General features: G+C 65.5%; 30 protein-coding genes. 14 read left to right on the plus strand and 16 right to left on the minus strand.

The window, feature by feature from the left end:
* Positions 1 to 23: 23 nt before the first annotated feature.
* Positions 24 to 437 (minus strand): barstar family protein, encoded by a 414-nt coding sequence (locus AB4Y98_RS10320; RefSeq protein ID WP_223495712.1) that lies wholly within the window; start codon positions 435 to 437, stop codon positions 24 to 26.
* The gene (locus AB4Y98_RS10325; RefSeq protein WP_442244301.1) at positions 434 to 889 is read right to left on the minus strand and encodes a ribonuclease domain-containing protein; all 456 of its coding nucleotides are present in this window, start codon (positions 887 to 889) and stop codon (positions 434 to 436) included. Before AB4Y98_RS10325 ends, AB4Y98_RS10320 begins: the two co-directional genes overlap by 4 nt.
* 223 nt (positions 890 to 1,112) lie before the next feature.
* Here AB4Y98_RS10325 and AB4Y98_RS10330 point away from each other — a divergent pair, with 223 nt between their 5' ends.
* A complete protein-coding gene (locus tag AB4Y98_RS10330) occupies positions 1,113 to 1,724 on the plus strand; it encodes a superoxide dismutase (RefSeq protein WP_089236174.1) in 612 nt (203 codons plus the stop codon).
* 153 nt (positions 1,725 to 1,877) lie between these two features.
* Here the strand turns inward: AB4Y98_RS10330 and AB4Y98_RS10335 are convergent, their stop codons facing one another.
* Positions 1,878 to 2,714, minus strand: a complete 837-nt coding sequence (locus tag AB4Y98_RS10335) for an endonuclease/exonuclease/phosphatase family protein (RefSeq protein WP_442244302.1) — start codon at positions 2,712 to 2,714, stop codon at positions 1,878 to 1,880.
* Between the two features lie 162 nt (positions 2,715 to 2,876).
* Between AB4Y98_RS10335 and AB4Y98_RS10340 the strand changes: the two genes are divergently transcribed.
* Both AB4Y98_RS10340 and AB4Y98_RS10345 read left to right on the plus strand, forming a co-directional pair.
* The gene (locus AB4Y98_RS10340) at positions 2,877 to 4,442 is read left to right on the plus strand and encodes a POT-type proton-dependent oligopeptide transporter (RefSeq protein ID WP_033831542.1); all 1,566 of its coding nucleotides are present in this window, start codon (positions 2,877 to 2,879) and stop codon (positions 4,440 to 4,442) included.
* A gap of 7 nt (positions 4,443 to 4,449) precedes the next feature.
* The gene (locus tag AB4Y98_RS10345; protein ID WP_025876742.1) at positions 4,450 to 5,076 is read left to right on the plus strand and encodes a rhomboid family intramembrane serine protease; all 627 of its coding nucleotides are present in this window, start codon (positions 4,450 to 4,452) and stop codon (positions 5,074 to 5,076) included.
* Positions 5,077 to 5,134: 58 nt separating this feature from the next.
* On the opposite strand, the gene AB4Y98_RS10350 is transcribed toward AB4Y98_RS10345, so the two are convergent.
* Positions 5,135 to 5,296, minus strand: coding sequence for a hypothetical protein (locus AB4Y98_RS10350; protein WP_162887673.1), 162 nt, complete (start codon positions 5,294 to 5,296; stop codon positions 5,135 to 5,137).
* A 208-nt stretch (positions 5,297 to 5,504) separates the two neighbouring features.
* Here AB4Y98_RS10350 and AB4Y98_RS10355 point away from each other — a divergent pair, with 208 nt between their 5' ends.
* The 3 genes from AB4Y98_RS10355 to cfa are packed head-to-tail and all read left to right on the plus strand — an operon-like array spanning position 5,505 to position 7,860.
* Complete coding sequence (locus AB4Y98_RS10355; protein ID WP_025876743.1) at positions 5,505 to 5,807, plus strand: GNAT family N-acetyltransferase; 303 nt, start codon at positions 5,505 to 5,507, stop codon at positions 5,805 to 5,807.
* A gap of 36 nt (positions 5,808 to 5,843) precedes the next feature.
* Positions 5,844 to 6,725, plus strand: a complete 882-nt coding sequence (locus AB4Y98_RS10360; protein WP_312107036.1) for a DUF3298 and DUF4163 domain-containing protein — start codon at positions 5,844 to 5,846, stop codon at positions 6,723 to 6,725.
* 19 nt (positions 6,726 to 6,744) lie between these two features.
* Entirely contained in the window at positions 6,745 to 7,860 is a 1,116-nt protein-coding gene (cfa, locus tag AB4Y98_RS10365) for a cyclopropane fatty acyl phospholipid synthase (RefSeq protein ID WP_442244303.1), read from the plus strand.
* 139 nt (positions 7,861 to 7,999) lie between these two features.
* Here cfa and AB4Y98_RS10370 read toward each other — a convergent pair whose 3' ends face one another.
* Entirely contained in the window at positions 8,000 to 10,168 is a 2,169-nt protein-coding gene (locus AB4Y98_RS10370) for a M3 family metallopeptidase (RefSeq protein WP_312107033.1), read from the minus strand.
* Positions 10,169 to 10,327: 159 nt separating this feature from the next.
* Between AB4Y98_RS10370 and AB4Y98_RS10375 the strand changes: the two genes are divergently transcribed.
* The gene (locus AB4Y98_RS10375; RefSeq protein WP_442244304.1) at positions 10,328 to 10,807 is read left to right on the plus strand and encodes a glutathione peroxidase; all 480 of its coding nucleotides are present in this window, start codon (positions 10,328 to 10,330) and stop codon (positions 10,805 to 10,807) included.
* Positions 10,808 to 10,882: 75 nt separating this feature from the next.
* On the opposite strand, the gene AB4Y98_RS10380 is transcribed toward AB4Y98_RS10375, so the two are convergent.
* The 4 genes from AB4Y98_RS10380 to AB4Y98_RS10395 form a co-directional block, all read right to left on the minus strand.
* Positions 10,883 to 11,662 (minus strand): ferredoxin--NADP reductase, encoded by a 780-nt coding sequence (locus tag AB4Y98_RS10380; RefSeq protein WP_140225775.1) that lies wholly within the window; start codon positions 11,660 to 11,662, stop codon positions 10,883 to 10,885.
* Positions 11,663 to 11,741: 79 nt separating this feature from the next.
* Positions 11,742 to 13,613 (minus strand): ABC transporter ATP-binding protein, encoded by a 1,872-nt coding sequence (locus tag AB4Y98_RS10385; protein ID WP_442244305.1) that lies wholly within the window; start codon positions 13,611 to 13,613, stop codon positions 11,742 to 11,744.
* A 240-nt stretch (positions 13,614 to 13,853) separates the two neighbouring features.
* The gene (locus AB4Y98_RS10390; protein ID WP_442244306.1) at positions 13,854 to 14,303 is read right to left on the minus strand and encodes a carboxymuconolactone decarboxylase family protein; all 450 of its coding nucleotides are present in this window, start codon (positions 14,301 to 14,303) and stop codon (positions 13,854 to 13,856) included.
* Between the two features lie 36 nt (positions 14,304 to 14,339).
* Positions 14,340 to 15,236, minus strand: coding sequence for an RNA polymerase sigma-70 factor (locus tag AB4Y98_RS10395; RefSeq protein ID WP_442244307.1), 897 nt, complete (start codon positions 15,234 to 15,236; stop codon positions 14,340 to 14,342).
* A gap of 146 nt (positions 15,237 to 15,382) precedes the next feature.
* Between AB4Y98_RS10395 and AB4Y98_RS10400 the strand changes: the two genes are divergently transcribed.
* The 3 genes from AB4Y98_RS10400 to AB4Y98_RS10410 all read left to right on the plus strand — a co-directional run bounded on the left by AB4Y98_RS10400 (position 15,383) and on the right by AB4Y98_RS10410 (position 18,142).
* On the plus strand, positions 15,383 to 16,900 hold the full coding sequence (locus tag AB4Y98_RS10400; RefSeq protein WP_025876754.1) for a fumarate hydratase: 1,518 nt from the start codon (positions 15,383 to 15,385) through the stop codon (positions 16,898 to 16,900).
* 208 nt (positions 16,901 to 17,108) lie between these two features.
* Entirely contained in the window at positions 17,109 to 17,453 is a 345-nt protein-coding gene (locus tag AB4Y98_RS10405; RefSeq protein ID WP_442244308.1) for a hypothetical protein, read from the plus strand.
* 53 nt (positions 17,454 to 17,506) lie between these two features.
* Positions 17,507 to 18,142, plus strand: coding sequence for a glutathione S-transferase family protein (locus AB4Y98_RS10410; RefSeq protein WP_442244309.1), 636 nt, complete (start codon positions 17,507 to 17,509; stop codon positions 18,140 to 18,142).
* 49 nt (positions 18,143 to 18,191) lie between these two features.
* Here the strand turns inward: AB4Y98_RS10410 and arsC are convergent, their stop codons facing one another.
* From arsC to AB4Y98_RS10425, 3 genes are all read right to left on the minus strand, one after another.
* On the minus strand, positions 18,192 to 18,533 hold the full coding sequence (arsC, locus tag AB4Y98_RS10415; RefSeq protein ID WP_032978833.1) for an arsenate reductase (glutaredoxin): 342 nt from the start codon (positions 18,531 to 18,533) through the stop codon (positions 18,192 to 18,194).
* Positions 18,533 to 19,687, minus strand: coding sequence for a phospholipase A (locus AB4Y98_RS10420; protein WP_032951931.1), 1,155 nt, complete (start codon positions 19,685 to 19,687; stop codon positions 18,533 to 18,535). The genes arsC and AB4Y98_RS10420 overlap by 1 nt, the downstream gene beginning before the upstream one ends.
* Positions 19,688 to 19,809: 122 nt before the next feature.
* Positions 19,810 to 20,295, minus strand: coding sequence for a DUF456 domain-containing protein (locus AB4Y98_RS10425; protein ID WP_033831531.1), 486 nt, complete (start codon positions 20,293 to 20,295; stop codon positions 19,810 to 19,812).
* Between the two features lie 237 nt (positions 20,296 to 20,532).
* On the opposite strand from AB4Y98_RS10425, the gene AB4Y98_RS10430 reads away from it, so the two are divergent.
* Positions 20,533 to 20,742, plus strand: coding sequence for a cold-shock protein (locus tag AB4Y98_RS10430; RefSeq protein WP_025876765.1), 210 nt, complete (start codon positions 20,533 to 20,535; stop codon positions 20,740 to 20,742).
* Positions 20,743 to 20,830: 88 nt separating this feature from the next.
* On the opposite strand, the gene AB4Y98_RS10435 is transcribed toward AB4Y98_RS10430, so the two are convergent.
* Positions 20,831 to 21,325, minus strand: a complete 495-nt coding sequence (locus tag AB4Y98_RS10435; protein WP_032978839.1) for a glycine zipper 2TM domain-containing protein — start codon at positions 21,323 to 21,325, stop codon at positions 20,831 to 20,833.
* 130 nt (positions 21,326 to 21,455) lie between these two features.
* Positions 21,456 to 21,890 carry a hypothetical protein gene (locus AB4Y98_RS10440; RefSeq protein WP_442244310.1) on the minus strand — a complete coding sequence of 145 codons (435 nt, stop codon included), beginning with the start codon at positions 21,888 to 21,890 and terminating at the stop codon, positions 21,456 to 21,458.
* A gap of 79 nt (positions 21,891 to 21,969) precedes the next feature.
* On the opposite strand from AB4Y98_RS10440, the gene AB4Y98_RS10445 reads away from it, so the two are divergent.
* The gene (locus AB4Y98_RS10445) at positions 21,970 to 22,797 is read left to right on the plus strand and encodes a tRNA threonylcarbamoyladenosine dehydratase (protein WP_309909450.1); all 828 of its coding nucleotides are present in this window, start codon (positions 21,970 to 21,972) and stop codon (positions 22,795 to 22,797) included.
* Between the two features lie 33 nt (positions 22,798 to 22,830).
* On the opposite strand, the gene AB4Y98_RS10450 is transcribed toward AB4Y98_RS10445, so the two are convergent.
* Together AB4Y98_RS10450 and AB4Y98_RS10455 are read right to left on the minus strand one after the other, a co-directional pair.
* A complete protein-coding gene (locus tag AB4Y98_RS10450; RefSeq protein WP_442244311.1) occupies positions 22,831 to 23,604 on the minus strand; it encodes a TatD family hydrolase in 774 nt (257 codons plus the stop codon).
* Positions 23,601 to 23,816 (minus strand): DUF6116 family protein, encoded by a 216-nt coding sequence (locus AB4Y98_RS10455; protein ID WP_080148438.1) that lies wholly within the window; start codon positions 23,814 to 23,816, stop codon positions 23,601 to 23,603. Before AB4Y98_RS10455 ends, AB4Y98_RS10450 begins: the two co-directional genes overlap by 4 nt.
* Positions 23,817 to 23,979: 163 nt before the next feature.
* On the opposite strand from AB4Y98_RS10455, the gene AB4Y98_RS10460 reads away from it, so the two are divergent.
* Together AB4Y98_RS10460 and AB4Y98_RS10465 are read left to right on the plus strand one after the other, a co-directional pair.
* The gene (locus AB4Y98_RS10460; protein ID WP_025876774.1) at positions 23,980 to 24,819 is read left to right on the plus strand and encodes a glycine zipper 2TM domain-containing protein; all 840 of its coding nucleotides are present in this window, start codon (positions 23,980 to 23,982) and stop codon (positions 24,817 to 24,819) included.
* 98 nt (positions 24,820 to 24,917) lie between these two features.
* On the plus strand, positions 24,918 to 25,460 hold the full coding sequence (locus AB4Y98_RS10465; protein ID WP_363732680.1) for a GNAT family N-acetyltransferase: 543 nt from the start codon (positions 24,918 to 24,920) through the stop codon (positions 25,458 to 25,460).
* Positions 25,461 to 25,599 lie beyond the last annotated feature (139 nt).

Genomic DNA, 25,599 nt, shown 5'->3' on the forward strand with positions numbered 1-25,599 from the left:
GACCAAGGTCGGCCTCTACCAGGTCATTCGCTCTGCGACAGGAACACCCAGAACGGGACGTCGCGACCTACCCAGTCACGGCTGGCTTCATCCAGGATGTCCAGCAGCGTGTCGAACTCCTTGCCTGCACCGGCGCGCAGGGCATCGACATCGGCCAGGAACAGCGCATAGCCATGGGCAGGCAACCACTGCAGGTCGCGCAGGTTGTCGGCCAGTGCATCCCAGTTGCCGCCGAAGCCGGCAGGGAAATCAAGCTGGGCGGCCAGCCGCGCCAGCAGGGTGCGCTTGTCGCTCACGCCATCCAGGTCGATCCGGATCACCTTCAGGTCGGCATCGCGCATCGCTGCCGACAGTGCGCTGATATCGGAGCTGTCGATCGCGTAGACGCCGGCATTGTTGATGTCATGCAGGCCGAGGCCGAAATCATCGTGGCTCATGGGCGTTCTCCGGAGGCCGGTACGGTGAAGCTGCGGAACGATTCGTAGTGATCATCGGTGTAGTACCAGGCATCGGGCGGGTTGCCACCGGTGACGATGCGCCGCGCGCCGCGGTTGCCTGCACCGGGCGTGTCGACGGTGTACTCGCGGTAGTAGCCACGCGGGCGCTGTGGCAGCTGTTGTTCGCGGTTGCCGAAGGTGCTGCCATCCTGCCGATGCGGGAACGGGCCGCCGCGCTGGATCAGCGCGATGGTCTGGCGGGCCTCGGCCGGAAGGAAGGCGGGCAGGCTGCTGTCGCTGCTGCTGTTGCGCAGCGCCGGTGCGTTGGTTGCCGGAGTGCCCTGCAGGTCGGGCGCGAACTGCGGCGGCGGCGGCCGCTGCAGAAAATGATTGACGACCAGGCCGAGCAGCAGCAGGACGATGGCAGTGATCAACAGCCGGGGGTTGCGCATGGGCAGGAGCAGGCGAGGGTGGTGCGCCCACTGTAGCGCCTGCGCGCTGCACCCTGCATGAGGGCACGCGCCGCGTCACCGCTGCGTAACAATTGCCGGCATGCTCACCTGCAGGACGCAATTTCCTTTACATCCCCCTTGGTAATCTGGCGGTCTGTCCCCATCATTCACCGCGCACCGCCCGACGATGCCGTCGGGTGCCCTCGCTATCAGGAGATGCATCATGGCCTACACCCTGCCCAAGCTGCCCTACGCCTACGACGCGCTGGAACCGCATATCGATGCGGCGACGATGGAAATCCATCACACCAAGCATCACCAGACCTACATCAACAACGTCAACGCTGCGCTGGAAGGCACCGAGTACGCCGACCTGCCGGTCGAAGAACTGGTGAAGAAGCTGAAGTCGCTGCCGGAGAACCTGCAGGGTCCGGTGCGCAACAACGGTGGCGGCCACGCCAACCACTCGCTGTTCTGGACCGTGATGGCCCCGAACGCCGGTGGCAACCCGGTGGGCGATGTGGCCAAGGCGATCGACAAGGACCTGGGCGGTTTCGACAAGTTCAAGGATGCCTTCACCAAGGCCGCGCTGACCCGTTTCGGCAGTGGCTGGGCGTGGCTGAGCGTGACCCCGGACAAGAAGGTCGTGGTCGAAAGCAGCGGCAACCAGGACAGCCCGTTGATGGAAGGCAACACCCCCATCCTCGGTCTGGACGTGTGGGAACACGCGTACTACCTGAAGTATCAGAACCGCCGTCCGGAATACATCGGCGCGTTCTTCAACGTCATCGACTGGAACGAAGTCGAGCGTCGTTACCAGGAAGCGATCGCCTGATCGCAGTGCCTGCGTGAAGTGGAAGGCCGGGGGAGACCCCGGCCTTTTTTGTTTGCGCATCGGTGGTGCCGGCCGTTGGCCGGCAACCTCACGACGGTCCTGGCAGGAATGTTGCAGTTGCCGGCCAGCGGCCGGCACTCCCCGCGGGCGAAGTCATTCGGTAGTGGCAGGCACGTCCTGCAGCCGCAGCGTCGCCATCACGCCCAGGCGCAGGCCGGGCAGGTCGCCGTCGGCAGGCAGCATGATCGCCTGCTGGCGGATGCCGCCGAAATGCTTGACCTGGAACAGCACATCCAGCCCATGGCCACTGGCGCCGCCGCCGCTGGCCGCCGGTGCGCCGGGATTGCGCCGGGCCGGCTGGAAGCCGGGCGTGCTGCGCACCAGCTCGACGGTGCTTGCGGAAAAATCCCCTGCGATCAGGCTCGGCATGCCCTCGGCCGTGGCGCCGATCCAGGTCATCAGGTCGCTGGTCTGGTGCTGCCGGGCCGTGGCCTCATCCGGCTCCGGCCGCAGGCGCGCGACGTAGACGTTGACGTCGTTGTCGCCCAGCCGCAGGCGCATCATGCCGGCGGCACTGAAGGTGCCCGGCGGATGCAGCAGGGTGACGCCGTCCTCGCTGACCGGCAGCCGGCTGAGCATCGCGTTGCCATGCCGGACCGGCTGGCTCGGCGGGTCTGCGGTGACGAAATCGCAGCTGTAGCGCAGCCGGCTGGCCAACCAGCAGGCCGGGTTGCGCCCTTGCTGCTGCAGGACCTGCTGCACCGAGATCACATCCGGCTGCAGATCGGTCAGCAGCTGCAGCACCTGTTCGCGGCGCTGCTTCCATTGCCCTTCATCACGGCTGGGCAGTTCCAGCGCGGCGACGGTCAATTGCCGCACCTCCGTGGCAAGGCCGGCCGCCGGCGGCGCCTGCGGTCGCGCCAATGCAGGCACGGCCAGCATGAGGGCGAGGCAGCTGGACAGGATGCGGGCAAAGGGGAGGGGGCGCATAACGATAAGTTTACGCTTTTGCCGTGCAGGTTCCGTGACTTCCGGCAGGGCCGCACATGCCTGCCATGCTTTGGCGCGCCTGTCATGCAGCCCTGCAGCGTGCTTCGCACGCACAGGTTCCGGTACTCTTGCGCCTTTCGTTTTGCAGGAATGCCTTACAGGATGAGCCACGACGCAGTCGCCCCCATCGCCGGCCAGGGAAAGATGCCGCGCCAGATCCCGTACATCATCGGCAATGAGGCCTGCGAGCGGTTCAGTTTCTACGGGATGCGCAACATCCTGGTGCAGTTCCTGATCACCTCCCTGCTGCTGCAGGAAATCACGGCCGAAGGCCGTGCCGGTGAAGCCAAGGACATCATGCACAGCTTCATGATCGGCGTGTATTTCTTCCCGCTGCTCGGTGGCTGGCTGGCCGACAAGTTCTTCGGCAAGTACCACACCATCCTGTGGTTCAGCCTGGTCTACTGCATGGGCCATCTGTGCCTTGCGCTGTTCGAGGGCAGCCGTGGCGGCTTCTTCCTCGGCCTGGGCCTGATCGCGCTGGGCGCCGGTGGCATCAAGCCGCTGGTGGCCTCGTTCATGGGCGACCAGTTCGACCAGAGCAACAAGCACCTGGCCAAGATCGTCTTCGACGCCTTCTACTGGATCATCAACTTCGGCTCGTTGTTCGCCTCGCTGCTGATCCCGCTGGTGCTGAAGAACTGGGGCCCGCAGTGGGCGTTCGGTATTCCGGGCATCCTGATGTTCATCGCCACCTTCGTGTTCTGGCTGGGCCGCAAGCGCTACGTGTTGGTGCCGTTGCCGCCGAAGGACCCGCATTCGTTCGCCAATGTGGTGCGCACCGCGCTGACCACGCGGGTGGCCGGCCAGGGCCGTCCGGGCCTGGTGATCGCCGTGCTCGGCCTGGTGCTGGCGTTGGCCTCGTTCGGCCTGGTCGGCTCGCTCGGCATCGTGATCTGCCTGTGCCTGGCGCTGGTCTCGATCCTGGCGGGCATCGGTGGTGGTACCTGGCTGCAGCTGGACCGCGCGCGCGGCCAGCATCCGGCCGAAGCCGTGGAAGGCGTGCGCTCGGTGCTGCGCGTGCTGGTGATCTTCGCCCTGACCACGCCGTTCTTCTCGCTGTTCGACCAGAAAGCCTCGACCTGGGTGCTGCAGGGCCAGCAGATGCAGATGCCGAGCTGGTTCACCGCCTCGCAGATGCAGGCGCTGAATCCGCTGCTGGTGATGATCCTGATTCCGTTCAACAACCTGGTGCTGTACCCGGCCCTTCGCCGCTTCGGTTTCGAGCCGACCGCGCTGCGCCGGATGACCGCCGGCATCGCCTTCAGTGGCCTGGCCTGGATCGTAGTGGGTGGCATCCAGGTGGTGATGGATGGCGGCAATGCGATGTCGATCTTCTGGCAGATGCTGCCGTACGCGCTGCTGACCTTCGGTGAGGTGCTGGTCTCGGCCACCGGCCTGGAGTTCGCCTACAGCCAGGCCCCGCAGGCGATGAAGGGCGTGGTGATGAGCTTCTGGAACCTGACCACCACCATCGGCAACCTGTGGGTGCTGCTGTCCAACGCGGCGGTACGTAACGACACGGTCACCCACAAGATCGCCAGTACGGGCCTGAGCGAAGCGGCATTCCTGATGTTCTTCTTCGCCGGTTTCGCCTTCGTCGCGGCGTTGGCCTTCGGTTGGTATGCGAAACGCTATCGTATGGTCGACAACTACCGCACCGCCTGAGCCTGACATGACCCCCGTCAATCTGCTGTTGATCGCCATCACCGCCATCCTGTCGTGGATGGCGTTCAACAACCGCAAGCTGGCTGACCGCCTGATCCTGTGGCCGCCGGCGGTGGATCGCCACCGCCAGTACGACCGCCTGATCACCTACGGCTTCATCCATGCCGACTGGTCGCACCTGATCTTCAACATGATCACCCTGTTCTTCTTCGGGGGGTTCATCGAGAGCGTGATGGTGCAGCTGACCGGCAGCTACCTGGTCTATCCGGCGTTCTATGTCGGTGCGTTGCTGGTCTCGATCCTGCCCAGCTACCTGAAGAACCAGAAGAACCCGAACTACCTCAGCCTCGGTGCGTCCGGGGCGGTGTCGGCGGTGCTGTTCGCCTTCATCCTGATCAAGCCGTGGTCGATCATCCTGGTGTTCTTCATCCCGGCGCCGGCGATCGTCTATGCCGCGTTCTACGTCGGCTACAGCATCTGGATGGACAAGCGCGGTGGCGATCGCATCAACCACAGCGCGCACCTGGCCGGTGCGGCGTTCGGCGTGATCTTCATGCTGGCCATGCAGCCGAGCATCTTCAGTCACTTCCTGCGCGAGCTGTCCAACCCGACCTTCCGCCTCGGCGGCGGCTGAGGGTGGCCGGGGTCGGATCCACTGGATCCGACCCCCGGGGCCGCGGCCCCGCTCCGGGTCAGGCCCGGGTCTGCTGACCGTAGGTATCGAGCAGGCGGGAGAAGACTTCCTCGCCGATGCTCTGGAACGCCTGGTCTTCGGTCTGTCCCTCCACGGCCAGTTGCAGCAGGCCCTCCAGCAGGGCGTGATCGGTATCGGATTGGGAATCGCTGGGGTGCATCACGGGCCTCCACGGCAGATCGCTTGGTCAACTGTCGCAAGGGGCATGCCAGGCTGGCGCACCCCTGCAGAGGGGGTAGCGGCCGGCTGGCCTGAAGCTTGAGGGCAACAAGTGACGCAACGGGCGCAGACTTGTCCCTGTTCAGACTTCACGCGATCATGGCGCCCGCGTGCGCACCATCCACGCAGTCGCCGCAGGAGACAGTCCCATGGCTTCGGTCACGCCCCCCGGTCTGGCTTACGAGGTCGAACACGATCAGGTCAACCACCGTTTCACCGCCCGCGTGCGCGGGCAGGTGGCACTGTTGGAGTACCAGATCAAACGCAGGCGGATGGTCATCACCCATACCGAAGTGCCCGAGCCGATCGCCGGACGTGGCATTGCCGGTGAGCTGACCCGGGTCGCACTGCGTTTCGCCCGTGAGCAGAAGTACAAGGTGGTGCCGGCATGTGCCTATGCCGAGGCCTTCCTGCAGCGGCACGAGGAGTACCACGATCTGCTTGTGGGCTGAATCCAGCGGGCCACCCTTCAGCCAGGGCAGGCGATGATGCATGAACATGAACAGGGGATCCCGATGAAGATTGGAAACAACCGGCCACTGCACGCCAGCGTGCTGGCCGGCGCTATGGGCGTGCTGTTGCTGGCCGGTTGCCAGCGTGAGAACGAGGCGGCGCCGACCACCGATGCCGCACCTGCGGCCGAAGCCACCGGAACCGCCGAGGCACCCGCAGCGGAAGCGCCGTTGGATCTGCGCGATGTGATCGAGAACAACGAACGTGAGGTGGTCGGCATCAGCTACCCGGCGGGCATCGATCGTTATCCGGGCCTGGCACGCGCGCTGCAGGCCTATGCCACCTCCGCCCGCAGCGATCTGCAGCAGGCGCTGGACGGGCTGGGCAACGACAAGCCGACCATGCCCTATGAGCTGTCGCTGAGCTTCGAGAAGCTGCTGGAGACGCCGCAGCTGGTGGTGGTCAGTGCCGACGGCAGCCGCTACACCGGCGGCGCCCATGGCGAACCGCTGGTTGCTCGTTTCGTGTGGCTGCCGGCGCAGCAGCAGATGCTGAGCGCCGACAAGCTGGTGGCCGATGCCAAGGGCTGGAAAGCGATCAGCGATTTCGTCGCCGACCAGCTGCGTGAGCGTGTGGCCACCCGCCTCAGCGGCGAGGACATGGACCCGTCGCAGCTGCAGGAATCGCTGCGCAATGCCTCGCGGATGATCGCCGACGGCACCGGTCCGCAGGCCGATAACTTCAGCCAGTTCCAGCCGCTGACCGACGACAAGGGACAGATCACCGCGCTGCGCTTCGTGTTCCCGCCCTACCAGGTGGGTCCATACTCGGACGGCACCCAGACCGCCGATGTGCCGGCTTCGGTGTTGTTGCCACACGTGGCCAAGGACTACGTGGAGCTGTTCGCACGCGGGTAACCGTAGACGAGGAGGTGACGTGGATACAGGGTTGCAGGAGCGGGTCACCGGCCTGCTCCACGAGGCCGGGGTCCAGATCGATGGAACCCGCCCGCAGGATATCCAGGTGCATGACCCGCGCTTCTTCGCGCGGGTCATCGCGCACGGCTCACTCGGCCTGGGCGAGAGCTACATGGACGGCTGGTGGGATGCCAACGTCCTCGATGAATTCCTGTTCCACCTGATGCAGGCGCACCTGGACGAACGGGTGCACGGATGGCGCGAGGTGGCCGACGCCCTGAAGGCGCGCCTGTTCAACCTGCAGGCCGGGGCGGGCAGCTACGAAGTGGGGCGCCGCCACTATGACCTTGGCAATGACCTGTACCAGGCGATGCTCGGCCAGCGCCTGGTCTACAGCTGTGGTTACTGGCGCCATGCCGACGATCTGGATGGCGCGCAGGAAGCCAAGCTGGATCTGGTGTGCCGCAAGCTCGGGCTGCGTCCCGGGCAACGCGTGCTGGACATCGGCTGCGGTTGGGGTGAGGCGCTGAAGTTCGCCGCCGAGCGATACGGTGTCAGTGGCGTGGGCATCACCATCTCGCAGGAGCAGGCCGACTTCGCCCGCGAGCTGTGCGCTGGCCTGCCGATCGAGATCCGGCTGCAGGACTATCGCGAACTTGACGAACCTTTCGATGCGATCTTCTCGATCGGCATGTTCGAACACGTGGGCGACAAGAACTACCGCCGCTTTTTCGACGTGGCCCGGCGCTGCCTTTCGCCGCGGGGACTGCTGCTGTTGCATACCATTGGCAGCAACATTTCGCGCCACCGCACCGATCCGTGGATCGCCCGCTACATCTTCCCCAACTCGATGCTGCCGTCGGCAGTGCAGGTCACCAAGGCGTTCGAGGGCTGCTTCGTGCTGGAGGACTGGCATAACTTCGGCACCGACTACGACCTGACCCTGCAGGCGTGGCGGCGCAACGTGGAAGCAGCATGGCCACGGCTGGATCAACGTTACGACGAGCATTTCCGTAGCATGTGGCGTTTCTACCTGGCCGGATCGATGGCCAGCTTCCGCTGCCGGCATGCGCAGCTGTGGCAGCTGGTGCTGTCGCCGGAGGGCGTGCCCGGGGGATACGTAGCGCCGCGGTGATCTGGAAGAGCATCCACGCATGGCGTGGATCTACTGGGATCACGCAACCCTGCGGTAGATTCACGCCCTGCGTGGATGACCCAACAAAAAACCGCCCGGTTTCCCGGGCGGTTCTCATTTCACACTACCCCACTGGCGATCAGTTGCCGGTGCCGGTCAGGCCACGCTTTTCCAGGAGCGGTTCGATCTGCGGCTCGTGGCCGGCAAAATCGCGGAACAGCTGCATCGCATCCACGCTGCCACCCTTGGACAGCAGGGTCGCGCGGAAGTGGTCGCCGTTCTTGCGGCTCAGGCCGCCGTTGTCGCGGAACCACTTCTGGGTGTTGGCGTCGAGCACTTCCGACCAGATGTAGGCGTAGTAGCCGGCCGAGTAGCCGCCCATGATGTGGCTGAAATACGGGGTCTTGTAGCGCGGCGGAACCGGCGCGTAGTAGATGCCGTCCTTCTCCAGCGCGGCGCGCTCGAAGGCCATTACGTCCTTGGCGGCCGGCACCTGGTCCGGGCCGATCTGGTGCCAGCGCTGGTCGAGCATGGCGGCGCCCAGGTACTCGGTGGTGGCAAAGCCCTGGTTGAACTTGGCCGCGGCCAGCACCTTGTCCAGCAGTGCCTGCGGCATTGCCGAGCCATTCTGGTAGTGCTTGGCGTAGTTCTTCAGGATGGCCGGGTTGTCGGCCCACATCTCGTTGACCTGCGAGGGGAACTCGACGAAGTCGCGCGGCACCGCGGTGCCCGAGAAGTACGGATACTTCACATTCGAGAACATGCCGTGCAGGGCGTGACCGAACTCGTGGAAGGTGGTGCTCACTTCATCCCAGGTCAGCAGAGTCGGCTGGCCGGCCGGCGGCTTGGGAATGTTCAGGTGATTGGCCACCACCGGCTTGAAACCGGTCAGCTTGGACTGCGAGACGTACGAGTTCATCCACGCACCGCCGCGCTTGGAGGCACGTGCGTACGGGTCGAAGATGAAGATCGCCAGCTGGCTGCCATCGGCATCGAACACGTCATAGACGGTGACGTCATCGTGGTAGACCGGCAGGTCGGTGCGCTGCTTGAAGGTCAGGCCGAATTCCTGGTTGGCGGCGAAGAACACGCCGTTCTCCAGCACGTTCTTCATCTCGAAGTACGGCTTCAGCTGCGATTCGTCGAAGTTGTACTTGGCTTGGCGCACCTTCTCGCTGTAGAAGGCCCAGTCCCACGGCTCCAGCTTGAAGGTCGGCTTGCCGGCGGCCTTCTGTTCCTGGTCGATCATTGCCTGCAGGTCGGCGGCTTCGCGCTTGGCGTTGGCCACCGCTGCCGGTGCCAGCTTGCCGAGCATCGCATTGACCGCTTCGGGGGTCTTGGCGGTCTGGTTGGTCAGGTTGTAGGCGGCGAAGTTGGCAAAGCCCATCAGCTTGGCCTTGTCGGCGCGCAGCTGCATGATGCGCGCGACCAGCGCGGTGTTGTCGAACTCACCGCCGCGGCTGCCGCGGGTGGTGGACGCTTCGTAGATCTTCTGGCGCAGGGCGCGGTTGGCCAGGTTGGTCAGCGGCGGCTGGCCGGTGGTGTTGAGCAGGGTGATCACGTACTTGCCGTCCAGGCCACGGGCCTTGGCGGCTTCGGCGGCGGCAGCGATCTGCTCCTTGGACAGGCCGTCCAGTTCCTTGACGTCGTTGACGGTGATCGCCGAAGCATTCACTTCCGACTGCACGTTCTGGCTGAACTTGGTGCCGAGGTTGGCCAGCTCGGCGTTCATTTCCTTCAGCTTGGTCTTGTCGGCCTCGGACAGCTTGGCGCCGGCGCGCACGTAGTTGTCGTAGTACTTCTCGACCAGGCGAACGCCTTCAGCGTCCAGGCCCAGGGTGGCGCGGCTGTCATACAGCGCCTGGATGCGCGCGAACAGCTTGCCGTTCAGCGCGATCGCATCGCTGTGCGCGGCGAACTTCGCCGAATAGTCGGCCTGCAGCTTCTTGCGGGTGTCGTTGGTGTCGGCGCCGACCAGGCTGAAGAACACGGTGGTCGCGCGGTCCAGGGTGTCACCGCTCTTTTCCAGGGCGATGATGGTGTTGTCGAAGGTCGGCTTGGCCTTGGTGTTGGCGATCGCCTCCACTTCCTTCAGCTGCTGCGCCATGCCGGCGTCGAAGGCCGGGGCGAAGTCGCTGTCCTTGATCTTGTCGAACTGCGGGAAATGCAGCGGCAGCGGGCTGTCGGCGAAGAACGGATTGGCCTGCTGGGCATTGGCAGCGGTGGCCGGGGCGGCGGCGCTGGCCGAATAGGCGGGCAGGGCAAGGCCGAGGGTCATGGCCACGGCAAGGGCAAGGCGGGTGGTCAAGGTCGATACTCCGGTAAGGCAAACAAGGGCCCGAGGGTAACCCGGCCCGGCGCGCCCGCACTTGTGTCAAAAGGCATGTTGGCAAAGCCGCCCCGCAGCAGGGCCACCCTCTGGCTGGTTGCCCGGGTACCATGCAATCACCGCCCACGGCCCACCGCCATGACCACTGCCTACGATTTCAGCTTCCGTGACCTTGAAGGCCAGCCGCAGGCGTTGGCGCAGTACGAGGGCCGTCCGCTGCTGCTGGTCAACGTTGCCAGCCGCTGTGGCTTCACCCCGCAGTACACCGGGTTGGAACAGCTGTGGCAGGACTATCGTGATCGCGGCCTGGTGGTGATCGGATTTCCCTGCAACCAGTTCGGTGCGCAGGAGCCGGGCGATGCTGCGCAGATCCGCCAGTTCTGTTCGATTGATTACCCGGTCAGCTTCCCGCTGTCGCAGAAGATCGAGGTCAACGGCGAGGGTGCCGACCCGCTGTGGGCATGGCTGTCGCACCAGAAGCGCGGGCTGCTGGGCATCGCCCGCATCAAGTGGAACTTCAGCAAGTTCCTGGTCGATCGCCAGGGCCAGGTGGTGGATCGCTATGCGCCGACCACCAAGCCGGAGCAGCTGCGCGGCGGCATCGAAGCGCTGCTCTGAAGGTAGTGCCGGCCGCTGGCCGGCAACCCCGTGGTTGCAGCAGAACCGGCCAATGGCCGGCACTACCGTTGCAGCTTATTTCTCGACGAACGCGCGCTCGAACACGTAGTGGCCGGGCGTACCGATGCGCGGCGAGGTCTGGAAACCGCGGCTGTCCAGTACGGTGCGCAGGTCGGCCAGCATCTGCGGGCTGCCGCAGATCATCGCGCGGTCGTTTTCCGGGCTCAGCTCGGGCAGGCCGAGCGTGCGCTGCATCTCGCCGCTTTCCATCAGCGAGGTCAGGCGGCCCTGGTTCGGGAACGCCTCGCGGGTCACGGCCGGGTAGTACAGCAGCTTGTCGCCGACCATTTCGCCCAGGAACTCATGCTCGCGCAGTTCCTTCTCGAAATAATCGCGATAGGCCAGGTCCTTTTCGTAGCGCACACCGTGGCACAGGATCACCTTGTCGAAGCGCTCGTAGGTCTCCGGGTCCTTGATCACCGACAGCCACGGCGCCAGGCCGGTGCCGGTGCCCAGCAGGTACAGGTGCTTGCCCGGGTGCAGGTCGCTGATCAGCAGGGTGCCGGTGGGCTTCTTGCCGACCAGCACCTTGTCGCCCGGCTTGATGTGCTGCAGGCGCGAGGTCAGCGGGCCGTCCTGCACCTTGATGCTGAAGAATTCCAGCTGTTCTTCCCAGTTGGCGCTGGCGATGGAGTACGCGCGCAGCAGCGGCCGCGCATCGGTCTCCAGGCCGATCATCACGAACTGGCCGTTCTCGAAGCGGAAACCGCTGTCACGGGTGAGGGTGAAGCTGAAGTAGGCGTCGGTCCAGTGGCGGACCTCAAGCACCGTTTCGGCGCCGAAAGCGGAGGACATGGGCGTATCTATCGGAAGTCGTCGGGACAATTCTATCTCAAATGAGACAGGTTCTCATTAGGCGGAACGAGAGGCGTTCTCAGCGATAACCGGCCGCCTGCAGTTCGAACAGCTCGGCATAGCGACCGCCCTGTGCCATCAGCTGCTCATGCGTGCCGCTGGCTTCGATCCGGCCATCGGCCAGTACAAGGATGCGGTCGGCCATGCGCACGGATGAGAAGCGGTGGGAAATCAGCACCGCAGTGCGATTATCCGCCAACTCCCTGAACCGCTGGAACACTTCGAACTCGGCACGGGCGTCCAGCGCCGCGGTGGGTTCATCCAGGATCATCACCTGTGCATCGCGCATCCACGCCCGGGCGATGGCGATCTTCTGCCACTGGCCACCGGACAGGTCCACGCCCTGCTTGAAGCGGCGGCCGATCTGCTGGTCGTAGCCGCCGGGCAGGGCAGCGATCACTTCCTCGGCCATGCCGCGGCGGGCGGCATCGGAGATCCGCGCGCGGTCGTCCATCGCTTCAACCTGGCCGACACCGATGTTCTCGCCGGCACTGAGGTTGTAGCGCACGAAATCCTGGAAGATCACGCCCAGATTGGCGCGCAGGTCGTCCAGGTCGTAGTCGCGCAGGTCGCGCCCATCCAGCAGGATGCGGCCTTCGTCCGGTTCGTACAGGCGTGCCAGCAGCTTGACCAGGGTGGTCTTGCCCGCGCCGTTCTCGCCGACCAGCGCCAGTACTTCGCCCGCGTGCAGGTGGAAATCCAGGTGGCGCACGGCCCATTGCTCGGCATCGGGGTAGCGGAAGCCCACGTCCTCGAACACGAAGCCCTCGCGGATCGGCTGCGGCACGCGCACCGCGTCCTTTCGCGAATGGATTTCCGGTTCGATCTGGAAGAACGAATACAGGTCGTCCAGGTACAGCGCCTGGCTGGCGACCTGCGAGAACCCGATCAGCAGGCCTTCCAGCAACTGGCGCAGGCGCAGGAAGCTGCCGGCGAGGAAGGTCAGATCGCCGATCGAGAAATCGCCGCGCACCGTGCGCCAGGCGATATAGGCATACGCGGTGTAGTAGCCCAGCGTACCCAGCGCGGCCAGCAGCGTGCCCCAGAACGCACGCCGCCGGGCGAGCGCGCGGTTTGCCAGGAACAGCGCCGCCGACAAGCTGCGGTAACGGTCGACCAGGAACCGGTGCAGGTTGAAGATCTTCACTTCCTTCGCTGTTTCCACGCTGGCGCCGAGCTGGCGCAGGTAGTCCAGCTGGCGGCGCTCCGGCGTCCACAGGAAGTTGAGGCTGTATCCGGCCGCATTGAAGTGCGACTCGCCGATGAACGCCGGCACTAGCGCCAGCGCCAGCAGCAGGATCAGCCACGGCGCATAGACCAGCAGGCCGACGGCCAGGCTGGCGACGGTGATCGCATCCTGCACCTGGCCGAACAGCTGGCTCATCAGGTTCATCCGGCCCATGGTCTGGCGCCGCGCACGGTCCAGCTTGTCCTGCAGGTCCGGATCCTCGAAATCCTCCAGGTCCAGGGTCGCTGCATGTTCCATCAGGCGCACGCTGGTGGCGTTGGCGAACAGTTCCGACAACAGGGCATCGGCGTAGCTGACCAGGCGGCCGAGCAGGTCCGAGGCGATCGCCAGGCCCAATTCCAGCGCCAACAGGCCGAGCAGCGGATTGAGCAGCCCACTGGACAGCGCCTCGCCCAGCGGCGGGAAGCCAGCATCGTGCTGGCTGAGGTGCAGCGCGGTATCGATGATCAGCTTGCCGACGTAGAGCATCGCCACTGGCAGCAGCGCACGTATCAAGCGCAGGCCAAGGCTGGCCAGGGTCAGCACACGGCTGGTCTGCCACACCTGTCGCAGGAATGGCGGCAGGTTGCGCATCGCCTTGAAGCGTTGACGCAGGCTGGGTTTCTTGGCGCCGGCAGCGCCGGCAATGAGAGAGGCGGGCATGCCGCCATTGTGCGCGCCTGATACGTGCAGGTGGGGTCAGGGCAGCCGTGTGGCCGCCGGGGTCGGATCCCTTTGCTGCGCAAAGGGCTCTGACCCCACCAGCCAGATCGGGTCAGAGCCCTTCGCGTTGCGAAGGGATCCGACCCAACCACATCCACGCATGACGTGGATCTACCGTGTCGACCAAGGTCGACACCTACCAACAGCTGCAGGAACCTGACCCACCCGGCTGACTCCCTTTTACGGCAGCGGCGGCAGCAGCCCCGCCCCCAGCCGGTTCCAGGCATTGATCACTGCAATGCCCATGCTCAGGTCACTGATGCCTTTTTCATCAAAGTGCGGTGCCAGCGCATCGAACGCCGCCTGCGACGGTGCGCCATCGGTCAACCGGGTCAGCGCCTCGGCCCAGCCCAGCGCCGCGCGTTCGCGGTCGTCGAAGAAGCGGCTTTCGTGCCAGGCCGGCAACGTATCCAGCTTGCGCGGCTCGATGCCGCCCTTGCGCAGCGTGGTGGCATGCATGTCCATGCAGTGGCCGCAGCCGTTGAGCTGCGACACGCGCAGGAACACCAGTTCCATCAACGTCGGATCGATCGAACTGTCATGCACTGCCTTGCTGGTGGCCAGCAGGCCCTTGAAGGCCTCGGCGGCCAGGCGGGTGTAGGGAACGCGGGGAGAGGCGTGGTCGGACATTTTCGGCTCCACGGCGGCCACGGTGGCCGCCTTTCATTACAAGGACGCCGCAGCATCGCCGCGCGTGACAACCGACGGCAATTTGTTCGGATTGAGCACGCTGTAGAGATTGGCGATGCGGCCATCGACCACTTCGATGGTGGTGATCGAGTGCAGGTGGTCGCCTTCGAAACGCAGGATCGCCGGTTCGCCATTGACGTAGCCGAGCTGTGCCGGATGCGCCGCGCCGCGACGGGCGATGGCCCAGTACAGGCGGCCGATACGCTCGGCACCCAGCAGTGGCCGCACCGCTGCGGTGACCACGCCACCGCCATCGGAAACCAGCAGCGCGTTGGCATGCAGCAACGCCTGGATGGCCTCGCTGTCGCCCCGCTGGGAGGCGTCCATGAAACGCGCCAGCAGCTGCCGGTGCTGGCTGGCATCGGCATTGAAGCGCGGCCGCCCAGACTGCAGGCGCTGCCGGGCCCGGTGCACCAGCTGGCGGCAATTGGCCTCGCTGTGGCCGATCAGCTCGGCAATCTCGCGGTAGTCGTGGTCGAAGGCTTCCTTCAGCAGGAAGGCGGCGCGTTCCTCCGGTCCGAGCTGTTCGAGCAGGGTCAGGAAGGCCACGGAGACGCCGTCGGCCAGCGCGTGCAGCTGCGCAGGGCCGGGCGCCGGGTCGGGTTCGAGGGTGATCGCCAGCGGTTCGGCCAGCCACGGGCCGACGTAGTGCGCGCGCTCGCGCTTGGCCGCCCGCAGCCGGTCCAGGCCCAGCCGGGTGGTGGTGGTCACCAGCCAGGCCTCGGGGTCGACGATGGCGGCCGCATCGCTGCCGGCCCAGCGCAGCCAGGCGTCCTGGACCACGTCCTCGGCGTCGCTGCGGCTGCCAAGAAGGCGGTAGGCCAGCGCCATCAGGCGTGGGCGGTGGGTCTGGAAGGCGGTTTCGGCGTTCATGTGGGCAAGGACGCGCCAGCGGGGTGCAGCGTGACAGAGGGCAGGTCAGATCTTGCCGGCCAGCGGCCGGCACCACCACCCCACGGTCGAGGGAGGGGGTAAAATGGGCGGATTACCCCCGCCAGCCTTCAGCAAGCGAGCAATCCGTGACATCGATCAAGCAGGAAGACCTCATCCAGTCCGTCGCCGACGCGCTGCAGTACATCTCGTACTACCACCCGGTCGACTACATCAAGAACCTTGCCGCCGCCTATGAGCGCGAGGAGTCGCCGGCAGCGAAGGAGGCGATCGCGCAGATCCTGATCAACTCGCGGATGTGCGCCGAAGGCCATCGGCCGATCTGCCAGGACACCGGCATCGTCACCGTGTTCCTGGAAATCGGCATGGACGTGCGCTGGGATGACGCCACCATGGGCGTGGAGGACATGGCCAACGAAGGCATCCGCCGCGCCTACCTGTACCCGGACAACAAGCTGCGCGCTTCGGTGCTGGCCGATCCGGCCGGCAAGCGCATCAATACCAAGGACAACACCCCGGGCGTGGTCAACGTCAAGGTGGTGCCGGGCAACACCGTGGAGGTGATCGTTGCCGCCAAGGGCGGTGGCTCGGAAGCCAAGACCAAGTTCGCCATGCTCAACCCGTCCGACTCGATCGTCGACTGGGTGCTGAAGACCGTGCCGACCATGGGCGCGGGCTGGTGCCCGCCGGGCATGCTCGGCATCGGCATCGGCGGCACTGCCGAGAAGGCGATGCTGCTGGCCAAGGAAGCGCTGATGGAGCCGATCGACATCACCGAGCTGCAGGCCCGTGGTGCGTCCAACCGCATCGAGGAACTGCGTCTGGAGCTGTACGAGAAGGTCAACGCACTGGGTATCGGTGCGCAGGGCCTGGGTGGCCTGACCACCGTGCTCGACATCAAGATCAACGACTACCCGACCCACGCGGCCAACCTGCCGGTGGCGATGATCCCGAACTGCGCCGCCACCCGCCATGCGCACTTCACCCTGGATGGCAGCGGCCCGGTGATGCTGGACCCGCCGTCGCTGGAAGACTGGCCGAAGCTGACCTACGACGCGTCCAAGGGCACCCGCGTGGACCTGGACACGATCACCCCGGAAGACGTGGCCAGCTGGAAGCCGGGCCAGACCCTGCTGCTCAACGGCAAGCTGCTGACCGGCCGCGATGCCGCGCACAAGCGCATGGTCGACATGCTCAACAAGGGCGAGGAACTGCCGGTCGATCTGAAGGGGCGCTTCATCTACTACGTCGGCCCGGTCGATCCGGTGCGCGACGAAGTGGTAGGCCCGGCCGGTCCGACCACCGCCACCCGCATGGACAAGTTCACCGAGCAGGTGCTGGCACAGACCGGCCTGCTGGGCATGGTCGGCAAGGCCGAGCGCGGTCCGGCCGCGATCGAGGCCATCAAGAAGCACAAGTCGGCCTACCTGATGGCCGTCGGTGGGTCGGCTTATCTGGTGTCGAAGGCAATCAAGGCTGCCAAGGTCGTCGGCTTTGCGGACCTGGGCATGGAAGCGATCTACGAGTTCACCGTGGAAGACATGCCGGTGACCGTGGCCGTCGATTCCACGGGCGAGTCGGTGCACAAGACCGGCCCGCGCGAGTGGCAGGCCCGCATCGGCAAGATTCCTGTCGTGGTGGAGTGATCGGCGCGGCGTCGACCACGCCTGTCCGATTGCAGAACGGCGCCCGGGTGGCGCCGTTCTTCGTTTAACGATTGCAACCGCGCGGCTTTGCTAGGGTGTGCGCGTTGCCAGGCAAGGGAAGCTGTTTGTGCGTCAAGGAATACGCATTTTTTTCGCCGCAGTCGCCCTTGCCTGGCAGTCTTCCGGTCTATTGAACAAGGAGCGTCCTGTGAACCTGTTGCGTAGCCTTTCCTTTGTCACCCTGCTGTTTCTGGCCGGCTGCAGTACATCGTCTTCGTCGTATGGCGGTGGCGGCGGCTTCAGCGCCGGTGCCCAGTGCCAGATGCAGTGCCAGGCCAGCTATCGCAGCTGCATGGCCGAAGACCAGGGAATCGGCAGCCGCCAGTCCAGTTGCGAGCAACAGGTGGCACCGACGCCGGACAAACGCTGCAAGGACATCGAGCATCCTGAACTGCGTCGTTCCTGCGAGTTGAAGGCGCACGACTGTGCGCTGCGGGCGCCGATGATGGGCTGCGGCGAGCGTCGTGATACCTGCATGAGCACCTGCGGCTGACCACGCCGGTGACAGCGCGCATAATCAGCGGTTCCCCGCCCAGGACAGGTCCTATGCGCACCACCTTGTATGGTTCCACCAGCACCGCCTCGCTGGTGGTGCATTGGCTGCTGATCGAGCTCGGCATCGAGCACGAACTGATGCTGCTCGATTTCGAAACGCGCGAGCACAAATCAGCTGGCTACCTGGCGCTCAATCCGGCGGGCAGGGTGCCGACCCTGTTGATCGACGGCCAGGTACTGACCGAGGCGGCCGCGATCGCGCTGTATCTGGCAGACCGTCATCCGCAGGCAGGGTTGTTGCCTGCCGTCGGCACGCCGGAACGCGGCGAGGCCTATCGCTGGATGTTCTGGTGCGCCAACACCGTGCAGCCGGCCTACCGCGCCTGGTTCTATCCGCATGAAGCAGCGGGTGGCGAGTGCATCGAGGCCGTGCGTACGATGGCACGGCAGCAGCTGGAGGCGGCCTGGCAGCACGTTGCCACACACCTGCAGGACGGCGGTCCCTACCTGCTCGGCGATGCGCCGGGCGTGGTCGATTTCATGCTGGTGATGTTGATGCGCTGGTCACGCAACATGCCCACGCCCAGCGACCACTGGCCGGTGCTGAAGGCGTATGCGGATCGCCTGAAGGCGCGCCCGGCGTTCGCCGAGGTCTATCGCCGCGAAGGCATCACCGACTGGCGGTAACCCGTTCTGTAGAGCCGAGCCATGCTCGGCTCTACCAAAGCGGGGCGGGTTACAGGATCTCCAGCACCGTTTCCGGGGGCCGGCACAGGCGGGTACCCTTCGCGGTGCGTACCACCGGGCGGTTGATCAGCCGTGGGTGGGTGGCCATCGCGGCCAGCAGGGCGTCGTCATCGCTTCCCTGCAGGCCCAGGGCGGCAAACTCGGGTTCCTTGCTGCGCACCAGTCCGGTCGCGGCCAGGCCGGATTCGGCCAGTACCTGGCGCAGCGTGGCCACGTCGGGCGGGCTGCCGAGATAGTCGATCACCACCGGTTCGAAGCCGGCGTCGCGGATCAGCTGGAGCGCCCCGCGCGAGTTGCTGCACGCGGGGTTGTGCCAGATCGTCACATCCATCAGAACCACTCCAGCAGGGACACGCCCACGCCGACGTAGGTCGCCTTGTGGTTGTAATCGATCAGGCTCTCGCCATAGCCGTCGAAGATCTGCACATGGCCGCGCAGCAGGTTGCTGATCGGGAAGCCGTAGTCCAGCTGCAGCGCACCGTGCGAGCGGTCACCGGTGCGCAACGAGTGGCGCGCCATCAACGAGACCTCGTGACCCTTGTGGTTCCAGGTCAGGGTCGCGTCGCCGCGGCCCATGTAGTCCTCGATGTCCGGGTTGTTGTCGTCGCTGCGGGTCTCGGGAATGCGGTACCAGGGGCGCAGCACCAGTGCCCAGTTCTCGCGGTCGAGGCCGACGTTGAGGATCACCCGGTTCCAGCTGCGCGACAGCGGATCGGCACGGCCGTTGGACTGGTGGTTGAGGCTGATGCCGGTCATCCGCCCACGCCAGCCACCGATCGAGTAGCCGTTGCGGAACACCATCATCACTTCCGGCTCGTAGTTGGTCTCGCGGAACGGGCGCGAGTCCTCGCCGTTGTAGGCCTGCCAGCGCGAACTCTGGGTGTAGCCAGCCCAGATGTCGCCGTTGTCGCCGAACAGGTTCTCGGCGATCTTGGTCTTGAAGCTGATCTGGAACTTCAGCTCGGCGCTGTCCAGCACCTGCGGGGTGGTCACGCTGTTGGCCGGGTTCGGCGAGTGCGGCATGGTGTTGCGGTCGCTGGTCCAGAATGCTGGCAGCAGGTAGACAGGCTTGTACGCGCGCAGCTGGAACGGGCCCAGCTTGGAGTCCTCGGCCAGTTCCCAGCGGCTGTCCAGCAGCGAACCGCGGCCGGCATTGGCAAGTGCGCTGTCCGGCGCTTCGGACCGGAACAGATCGCTGACACGCTCGCGCAGCTTCTCCTCGCCCTGGCTCACCCGCGTGGTGTCGCGCTGCTCGCGACGTGCCTGTGCGGCGGCTTCGGCGGCCGCATCAGCTTCGGCGGTGGCCTGAGGCGTGCGCCCGAACTGGCGGTCGTAGCAGGCCAGACGGGCAGCATCGGTCGTGATGGCCGCGCAGGCGGCCGGCGAGGCTTCGGCGCTGGGCGCGAATTCCTGGGCAGCCACAGGCGCGCTGGCCAGGGCCAACGCCAGCGGTGCAAGGCGGGGAAACAACGGAGAGAGGGTCATTGCAGCAGGCCCTTCGGAATGAATGCGGAAAGAGGGACAGTGTGGCGGCTGCATCCGGTAACGGCCAGCCCCACGGGTTTATGCCCGGCGTGTGCGTGCGCGCTGCGTGAAGGCCGCATGCTTCACAGGAACCAGGCGAAGGCGAACAGGCCCAGCATCGCGATCACCAGCGCCAGCTTCAGCGCCAGGCCCAGCAGGATGCCAAGCCAGGTGGCCAGCCCGACCTTGGTCGAGCGGCCGAGCTCGCGGGTATGCCAGTACTCGCCCAGCAGCGCGCCCAGCAACGGCCCTGCGAACAATCCGATCGGCATGAAGAACAGGCCGACGATGCTGCCGATGAAGGTGCCCCAGAGCGCTTTGCGGCTGGCGCCCACGCGCTTGGCGCCAACTACGGTCGCCAGCACGTCGACCAGCAGCGACAGCGCGGTCAGCACGCCGAGGATCAGCAGAGTGGGCCAGCCGACATGGACGAACCCGTCTGCCCAGGCCGCCAGCACCAGCCCGATGAAGACCAGTGGGATGCCCGGCAGGGCCGGCAGGACGATGCCGGCGATGCCGATGAGGACAAAAATGACCGCTAGCAGATACAAGATGAATGAGAGGTCCATGCTGTCCAGTATGGTTGTCTTTTTGGGGTTGACAGTGAAAGGTTTTTGCCAGTTGCTTTTTCGTTTTGGTCGGGTTAAGTTGCAGTCGCTGAGCTTGGCAAGGTCACCGTGGATCGTGGCCTGATGAAGCAAGATCGTTCCGATCCGCTGCATCGATGCACCTCGCTTCCCCCTTGCTTGTCAGCCGCCCAACAGGCGTATCCAACAACAAGTAGAGAGTCAAAGGGAGTTAGTGAGATGGCTGATCGCGAGAACGGTACCGTGAAGTGGTTCAATGATGCCAAGGGCTTCGGCTTCATCAGCCGGCAGAATGGCGAGGATGTGTTCGTGCACTTCCGTGCCATCGAGACCCAGGGCTTCAAGAGCCTCAAGGAAGGCCAGGCTGTGAGCTTTGAAGTGGTGCAGGGCCAGAAGGGCCTGCAGGCTGACAAGGTCCAGCCGGCGTAATACCTGCCGCTTGCCGGCATGAAAAAGGCCCGCGCAAGCGGGCCTTTTTTTGTTGCTCCGGTTCTGATCGGCCGGGGCCCGCTGCGGTTCAGCGCAGGATGACCTTGCCGTTGACCACGCGGACATAGGTGTTTTCGCGGATGCCGCCGAGGTCGCGCTGGTTGACCACGATGGTGCGGCCGTCATCCATGCGCACGCTGATGTCATACGTATCGCTGGTGACGTTCTTCTGGATCTGGTTGCCCGCCAATGCGCCACCCACGGCGCCAGCGGCGGCGGCGATGTTCTTGTTGCCGCGGCTGCCGCCGGTGTGGTCGGAGATCTCATGGCCGGCAACCGCGCCGACGATACCGCCGAGGATCGCGCCGGTGGCGGAGGGCGCGGTACGGCCAGACTGCACGGCATTGATGCGGGTGACGATGCCGCAGTCGGCGCAGCGGCCCTGGTTGTAACCGGAGTTGTTGCCGTAGCCGCCGTTGTTGTAGCCGTTGTTGTAACCACCACCGCCGTAGCCCGGCGAGGTGGCACAGCCGGCCAGGCCGACGGTTGCGATGACACTGGCGGCGATGAGCTGGATCTTCATGGGGCATCTCCTGGCCGTGAAGGCGGGTGCGTTGGGTGGTACTGCGTCATGCAGCAGGGTCAGCGAATCCTCCTCTTTCCAACGTGAACAAGGCGCCAACCACATCGGCCTTCGCCCACTCGAAGATGAATCAGCGGAAGTCCTGATGACAGGCCCGGCAATCGTCCTGCAGTGCCTGGACCTGCTGCGCCAACGCGTTGCAGTCGATCGGCGGGCTGGCCAATGCCGCATTGAGACCGGCCCGGTACTGGCTGGCGTGCTGCTGGAACTGCCGGCTGTCCTTCAATCCGGGGAAGGCCTGGTCCAGATCGTTGGACAGCAGGCGCAGCACCTGCAGGCGCGGGACGCTGTCGGCCAGGCTGCAGCGGTTCTGCTGCTGAGCCTGCTGCAGCAGATCCGCCTGCCGCTGCATCACCTGCATCAGGCTGTCCGGGAACGGATCGCGGCGTGCCTGCAGTGCGCGGCCGACCATCACCGTGGCAATCAGGCCGATCAGCAGGCCCAGGCCGAGCACGAACAGATAGCGGTAGGCGGTGGACGGGCGGCGGGGTGGGCTGGCACTCATGGCGGGCGCTCCGGGCGTGCAACGGTGGGTTCGGCGTCGTCGTGCTGTAGTCAGGGGACCAGCACGTTAAAATAGCCCGATGAACGAACAGGTCAAACAACGCTTCGCCGGTATTGAACGGCTGTATGGCGTCGGCGCGCTCGAGCGCCTGCAGGGCAGCCGTGTTGCCGTGGTCGGCATGGGCGGCGTCGGCTCGTGGGTGGTGGAGGCGCTGGCGCGCTCGGCGGTGGGCCATCTGGCCCTGATCGATGCCGATGACATCTGCGTATCCAATACCAACCGCCAGCTGCCGGCGCTGGAAGGCAACTACGGCCGCAACAAGGCCGAGGCCATGGCCGAGCGCTGCCGGGCGATCAATCCGCAGATCGAGGTCGACGCCGTGCAGGCGTTCCTGACCCCGGCCAACATGGCCGAACTGCTGGACCGCGGTTTCGACCTGGTGATCGATGCCTGCGACAGCTTCCGGGTGAAGGTGGAAACCATCGCCTGGTGCCGCCGCCGCAAGCTGCCGTTGCTGACCGTCGGCGCGGCCGGCGGCCGTACCGATCCCACCCTGGTGCGCATCCGCGATGTCTCGCGCACCGAGCATGACGCGATGCTGGCGCTGATCCGCAAGAAGCTGCGCAGTGAATTCAACTTCCCGAAGAATGCCAAGCGCTATTTCGGTGTGCCGGCGGTGTATTCGCTGGAAAACGTGAAATATCCGCAGGCCGATGGGAGTGTCTGTGGCCTGCGGCCGAACCTGGGCGCGGATGCGGCCCTGAAGCTCGATTGCGGCGCCGGCCTGGGCGCGGCCACCCACATCACCGGTGCATTTGCATTCGCGGCCGTGGGCAAGGCGCTGGAGATGCTGCTGGAGCCGAAGAAGGTGAAGGCCGAATCGGTTGAGGCCGAGGCCGGGGTGTGATCTGGTGGTGCCGGCCAGCGGCCGGCACTACCTTCACGGTGCAGGCAGGTTGAACAGCCGCCGTGCGTTGTCCGTGGTGGCCCGCGCCACGTCTTCAATGTCCATTCCGCGCAGCGCGGCGATGTGGCGGGCGATAACCGCCAGCCGCGCCGGCTCGTTGCGCTGGCCACGGATACCCGCGTCGGGCTGGTCCGGCGCATCGGTTTCCAGCAGCAACTGTTCCAGCGGCATCTCGCGGACAAGCCGCTGCAGGCGCTGCGCACGCTCGTAGGTCAACGGTCCGCCCAGGCCAAGCAGGAATCCCAGCTTGTGCAATTGTGCGGCCTGTTCCGGGCTGCCGGAAAAGCTGTGCACCACGCCGCGCAGGCCACCGATGCGACGGATCGCCGCGATCACCGCATCCACTGCACGGCGGGCATGCACGATCACCGGCAGATCGAACTCGCGGGCCAGCTTCAGCTGGCCGAGGAAGTACTCCTGCTGGGCCTCGGCATCCAGGCTCTCGACGAAGAAGTCCAGCCCGCATTCGCCGATCGCGCAGGGCCGCTCCTGTTCGATCCATTCACGCAGCTGCGGCAGGTGTTCTGGCCGGTGCTGGTCCAAGAACATCGGGTGCAGGCCATAGGCGGGGTAGAGCCCGGTCGCCTGCTGGCAGACCTCACGCAGCTTTGGCCAGCTGGCCGCAGTGACCGCCGGAACCACCTGCATCTGCACGCCGGCAGCGCGCGCGCGGTCGATGACCGCCTCGCGGTCAACGTCGAATTCGCTGGCATCCAGATGGCAGTGGCTGTCGACCAGCAGGTTCAACGCTGCTCCAGGGGCGGTGGCGTGGTCGCGCTGCGGTTCTTCCAGTTGGCCAGCAGCAGGGTGCCCAAGCCCAGCATCAGTTCGTCGACGAACGGAATCGGGTCGGGGATGAACAGGGTCAGCGCGAACAGGCCGGCGGTCAGCTTGAACAGGGTGGGGTAGCGCAGCCGGCGCGCCCATTGCAGGACCGGCAGCAGCATCGGGTTGGCCATGGCGGAGGTCCTCCTGGGGAATGTGCAAACGCTACCACGGGCCCAGCATTTCCAGATGCTGAATGGGTTACGGCAGTGAGCAGGAAATGTGGAGATTCCGTTCAGGCACCGCATGCTGCAATCTGGCCTGAGAACGTTGCGGACGGTCCGCAAGGAGCAGGTCATGAAAAGCACAACTACAACTGTCCTGGTCGCAGCGGGCGCGCTGCTGGTCGGTGGTATCGCCACCGCCGCCTTCATGAAGAGCGGCGACAAGTCGCCGGAGCAGCTGAGCGCCGGAAACCCGAGTGAATCGCGCCTGGTCGATGGCAATGCCACCGACGATGGCGCACGTGGCGACGCAGTGGACGCCAGTGCGCCGCGTGGCCTGGAATACGCCGATGTGCTGAAGGTCGATCCGATCACCGAGAAGCAGAAGGCCTATGCCACCGTGATCGGCACCGATCCGGTACGCGAGACGTCCACCACCCAGACCCCGCATGAGGTCTGCCAGGACGTGGTGGTGCAGGAACGCCTGCCCGAGCGTGACGGCAACGTCGGTGGCACCGTGGTCGGTGCCGTGGTCGGTGGCCTGCTGGGCAACCAGGTGGGCGGCGGCAATGGCAAGAAGGCCGCGACCGCTGCCGGTGCCGTGGCCGGTGGCTTCATCGGCAACCAGGTCGACAAGCGCCATGTGGGTGGCCGCGTGGTCAACCGCACCGAGCGCCAGTGCCACACCGAAACGGCGACCTCCGAGTCGAGCCGTGTCACCGGCTACAACGTGACCTACCGCAATGAAGACGGCACCACCGGCACCATGCGCATGGGCAGCAAGCCGGGCAACCGCATTGCCATGGGCACCAGTGACGTGGTCAAGGGCTACAACGTGACCTACCGCTACGACGGCGCAGAGAAGACCGTGCGTATGGACAACAAGCCGGCCAGCGATCGCCTGCCGGTGGTGGATGGGCAGCTGGTCACCCAGACGGCTGCAGCCGGCGACGCGACCGCGAACCGTCAGTAATTCTCCGGCAACATCGGTAACGAACAGGCCAGCCTCTGCTGGCCTGTTTTTTTATGGGTGGGGTTCATCCACGCGTGGCGTGGCTCTACCATGACGCCATGAGCATCTTTGACCTGCGCATCGAAACCGAACGCCTGATCCTGCGTCCGCCGCAGCGGCAGGACTACGCTCCCTATCTGGCGTTCTGCGCCGATGAGGAAGTGATGCGCACGCTGGGCGGTGTGCAGGCACCCTCGGTGGCATGGCGCAGCTTCTGCAGCCTGGCCGGCGCATGGCAGCTGTTCGGCTTCTCGATGTTCAGCGTGATCGAGAAATCCAGCGGTGAATGGATCGGTCGCATGGGGCCGTGGCAGCCGCAGGACTGGCCCGGCACCGAGGTCGGCTGGAGCATCCGCCGGGCCAGCTGGGGCAAGGGCTACGCACCGGAGGCGGCGATCGCAGCCATCGACTGGGCGTTCGATACGCTGGGCTGGGATGAGGTGATCCACACCATCGCCGAAGACAACGAAAATTCGAAGGTGGTTGCACGCAAGCTCGGCAGTACGCTGCTGCGCATGGGGCAGTTGCCACCGCCCTATGAAGGCAAGCCGCTGGAAATCTGGGGGCAATCGCGCGGGCAGTGGCAGCAGCGCGCAAGCTGAGCGCTGCCCGGTAGTGTCGGCCGCTGGCCGACAATCGCACAAATCCAGCTGCATCAAGGTTGCCGGCCAGCGGCCGGCACTACCGAATCGCCATGCTGCACCCGCGCTTGGCAATCGCCAAGCTGCTTGCCAGACTGCG

Source organism: Stenotrophomonas sp. 2YAF26, assembly GCF_052114625.1.
Classification (GTDB): domain Bacteria; phylum Pseudomonadota; class Gammaproteobacteria; order Xanthomonadales; family Xanthomonadaceae; genus Stenotrophomonas; species Stenotrophomonas indicatrix.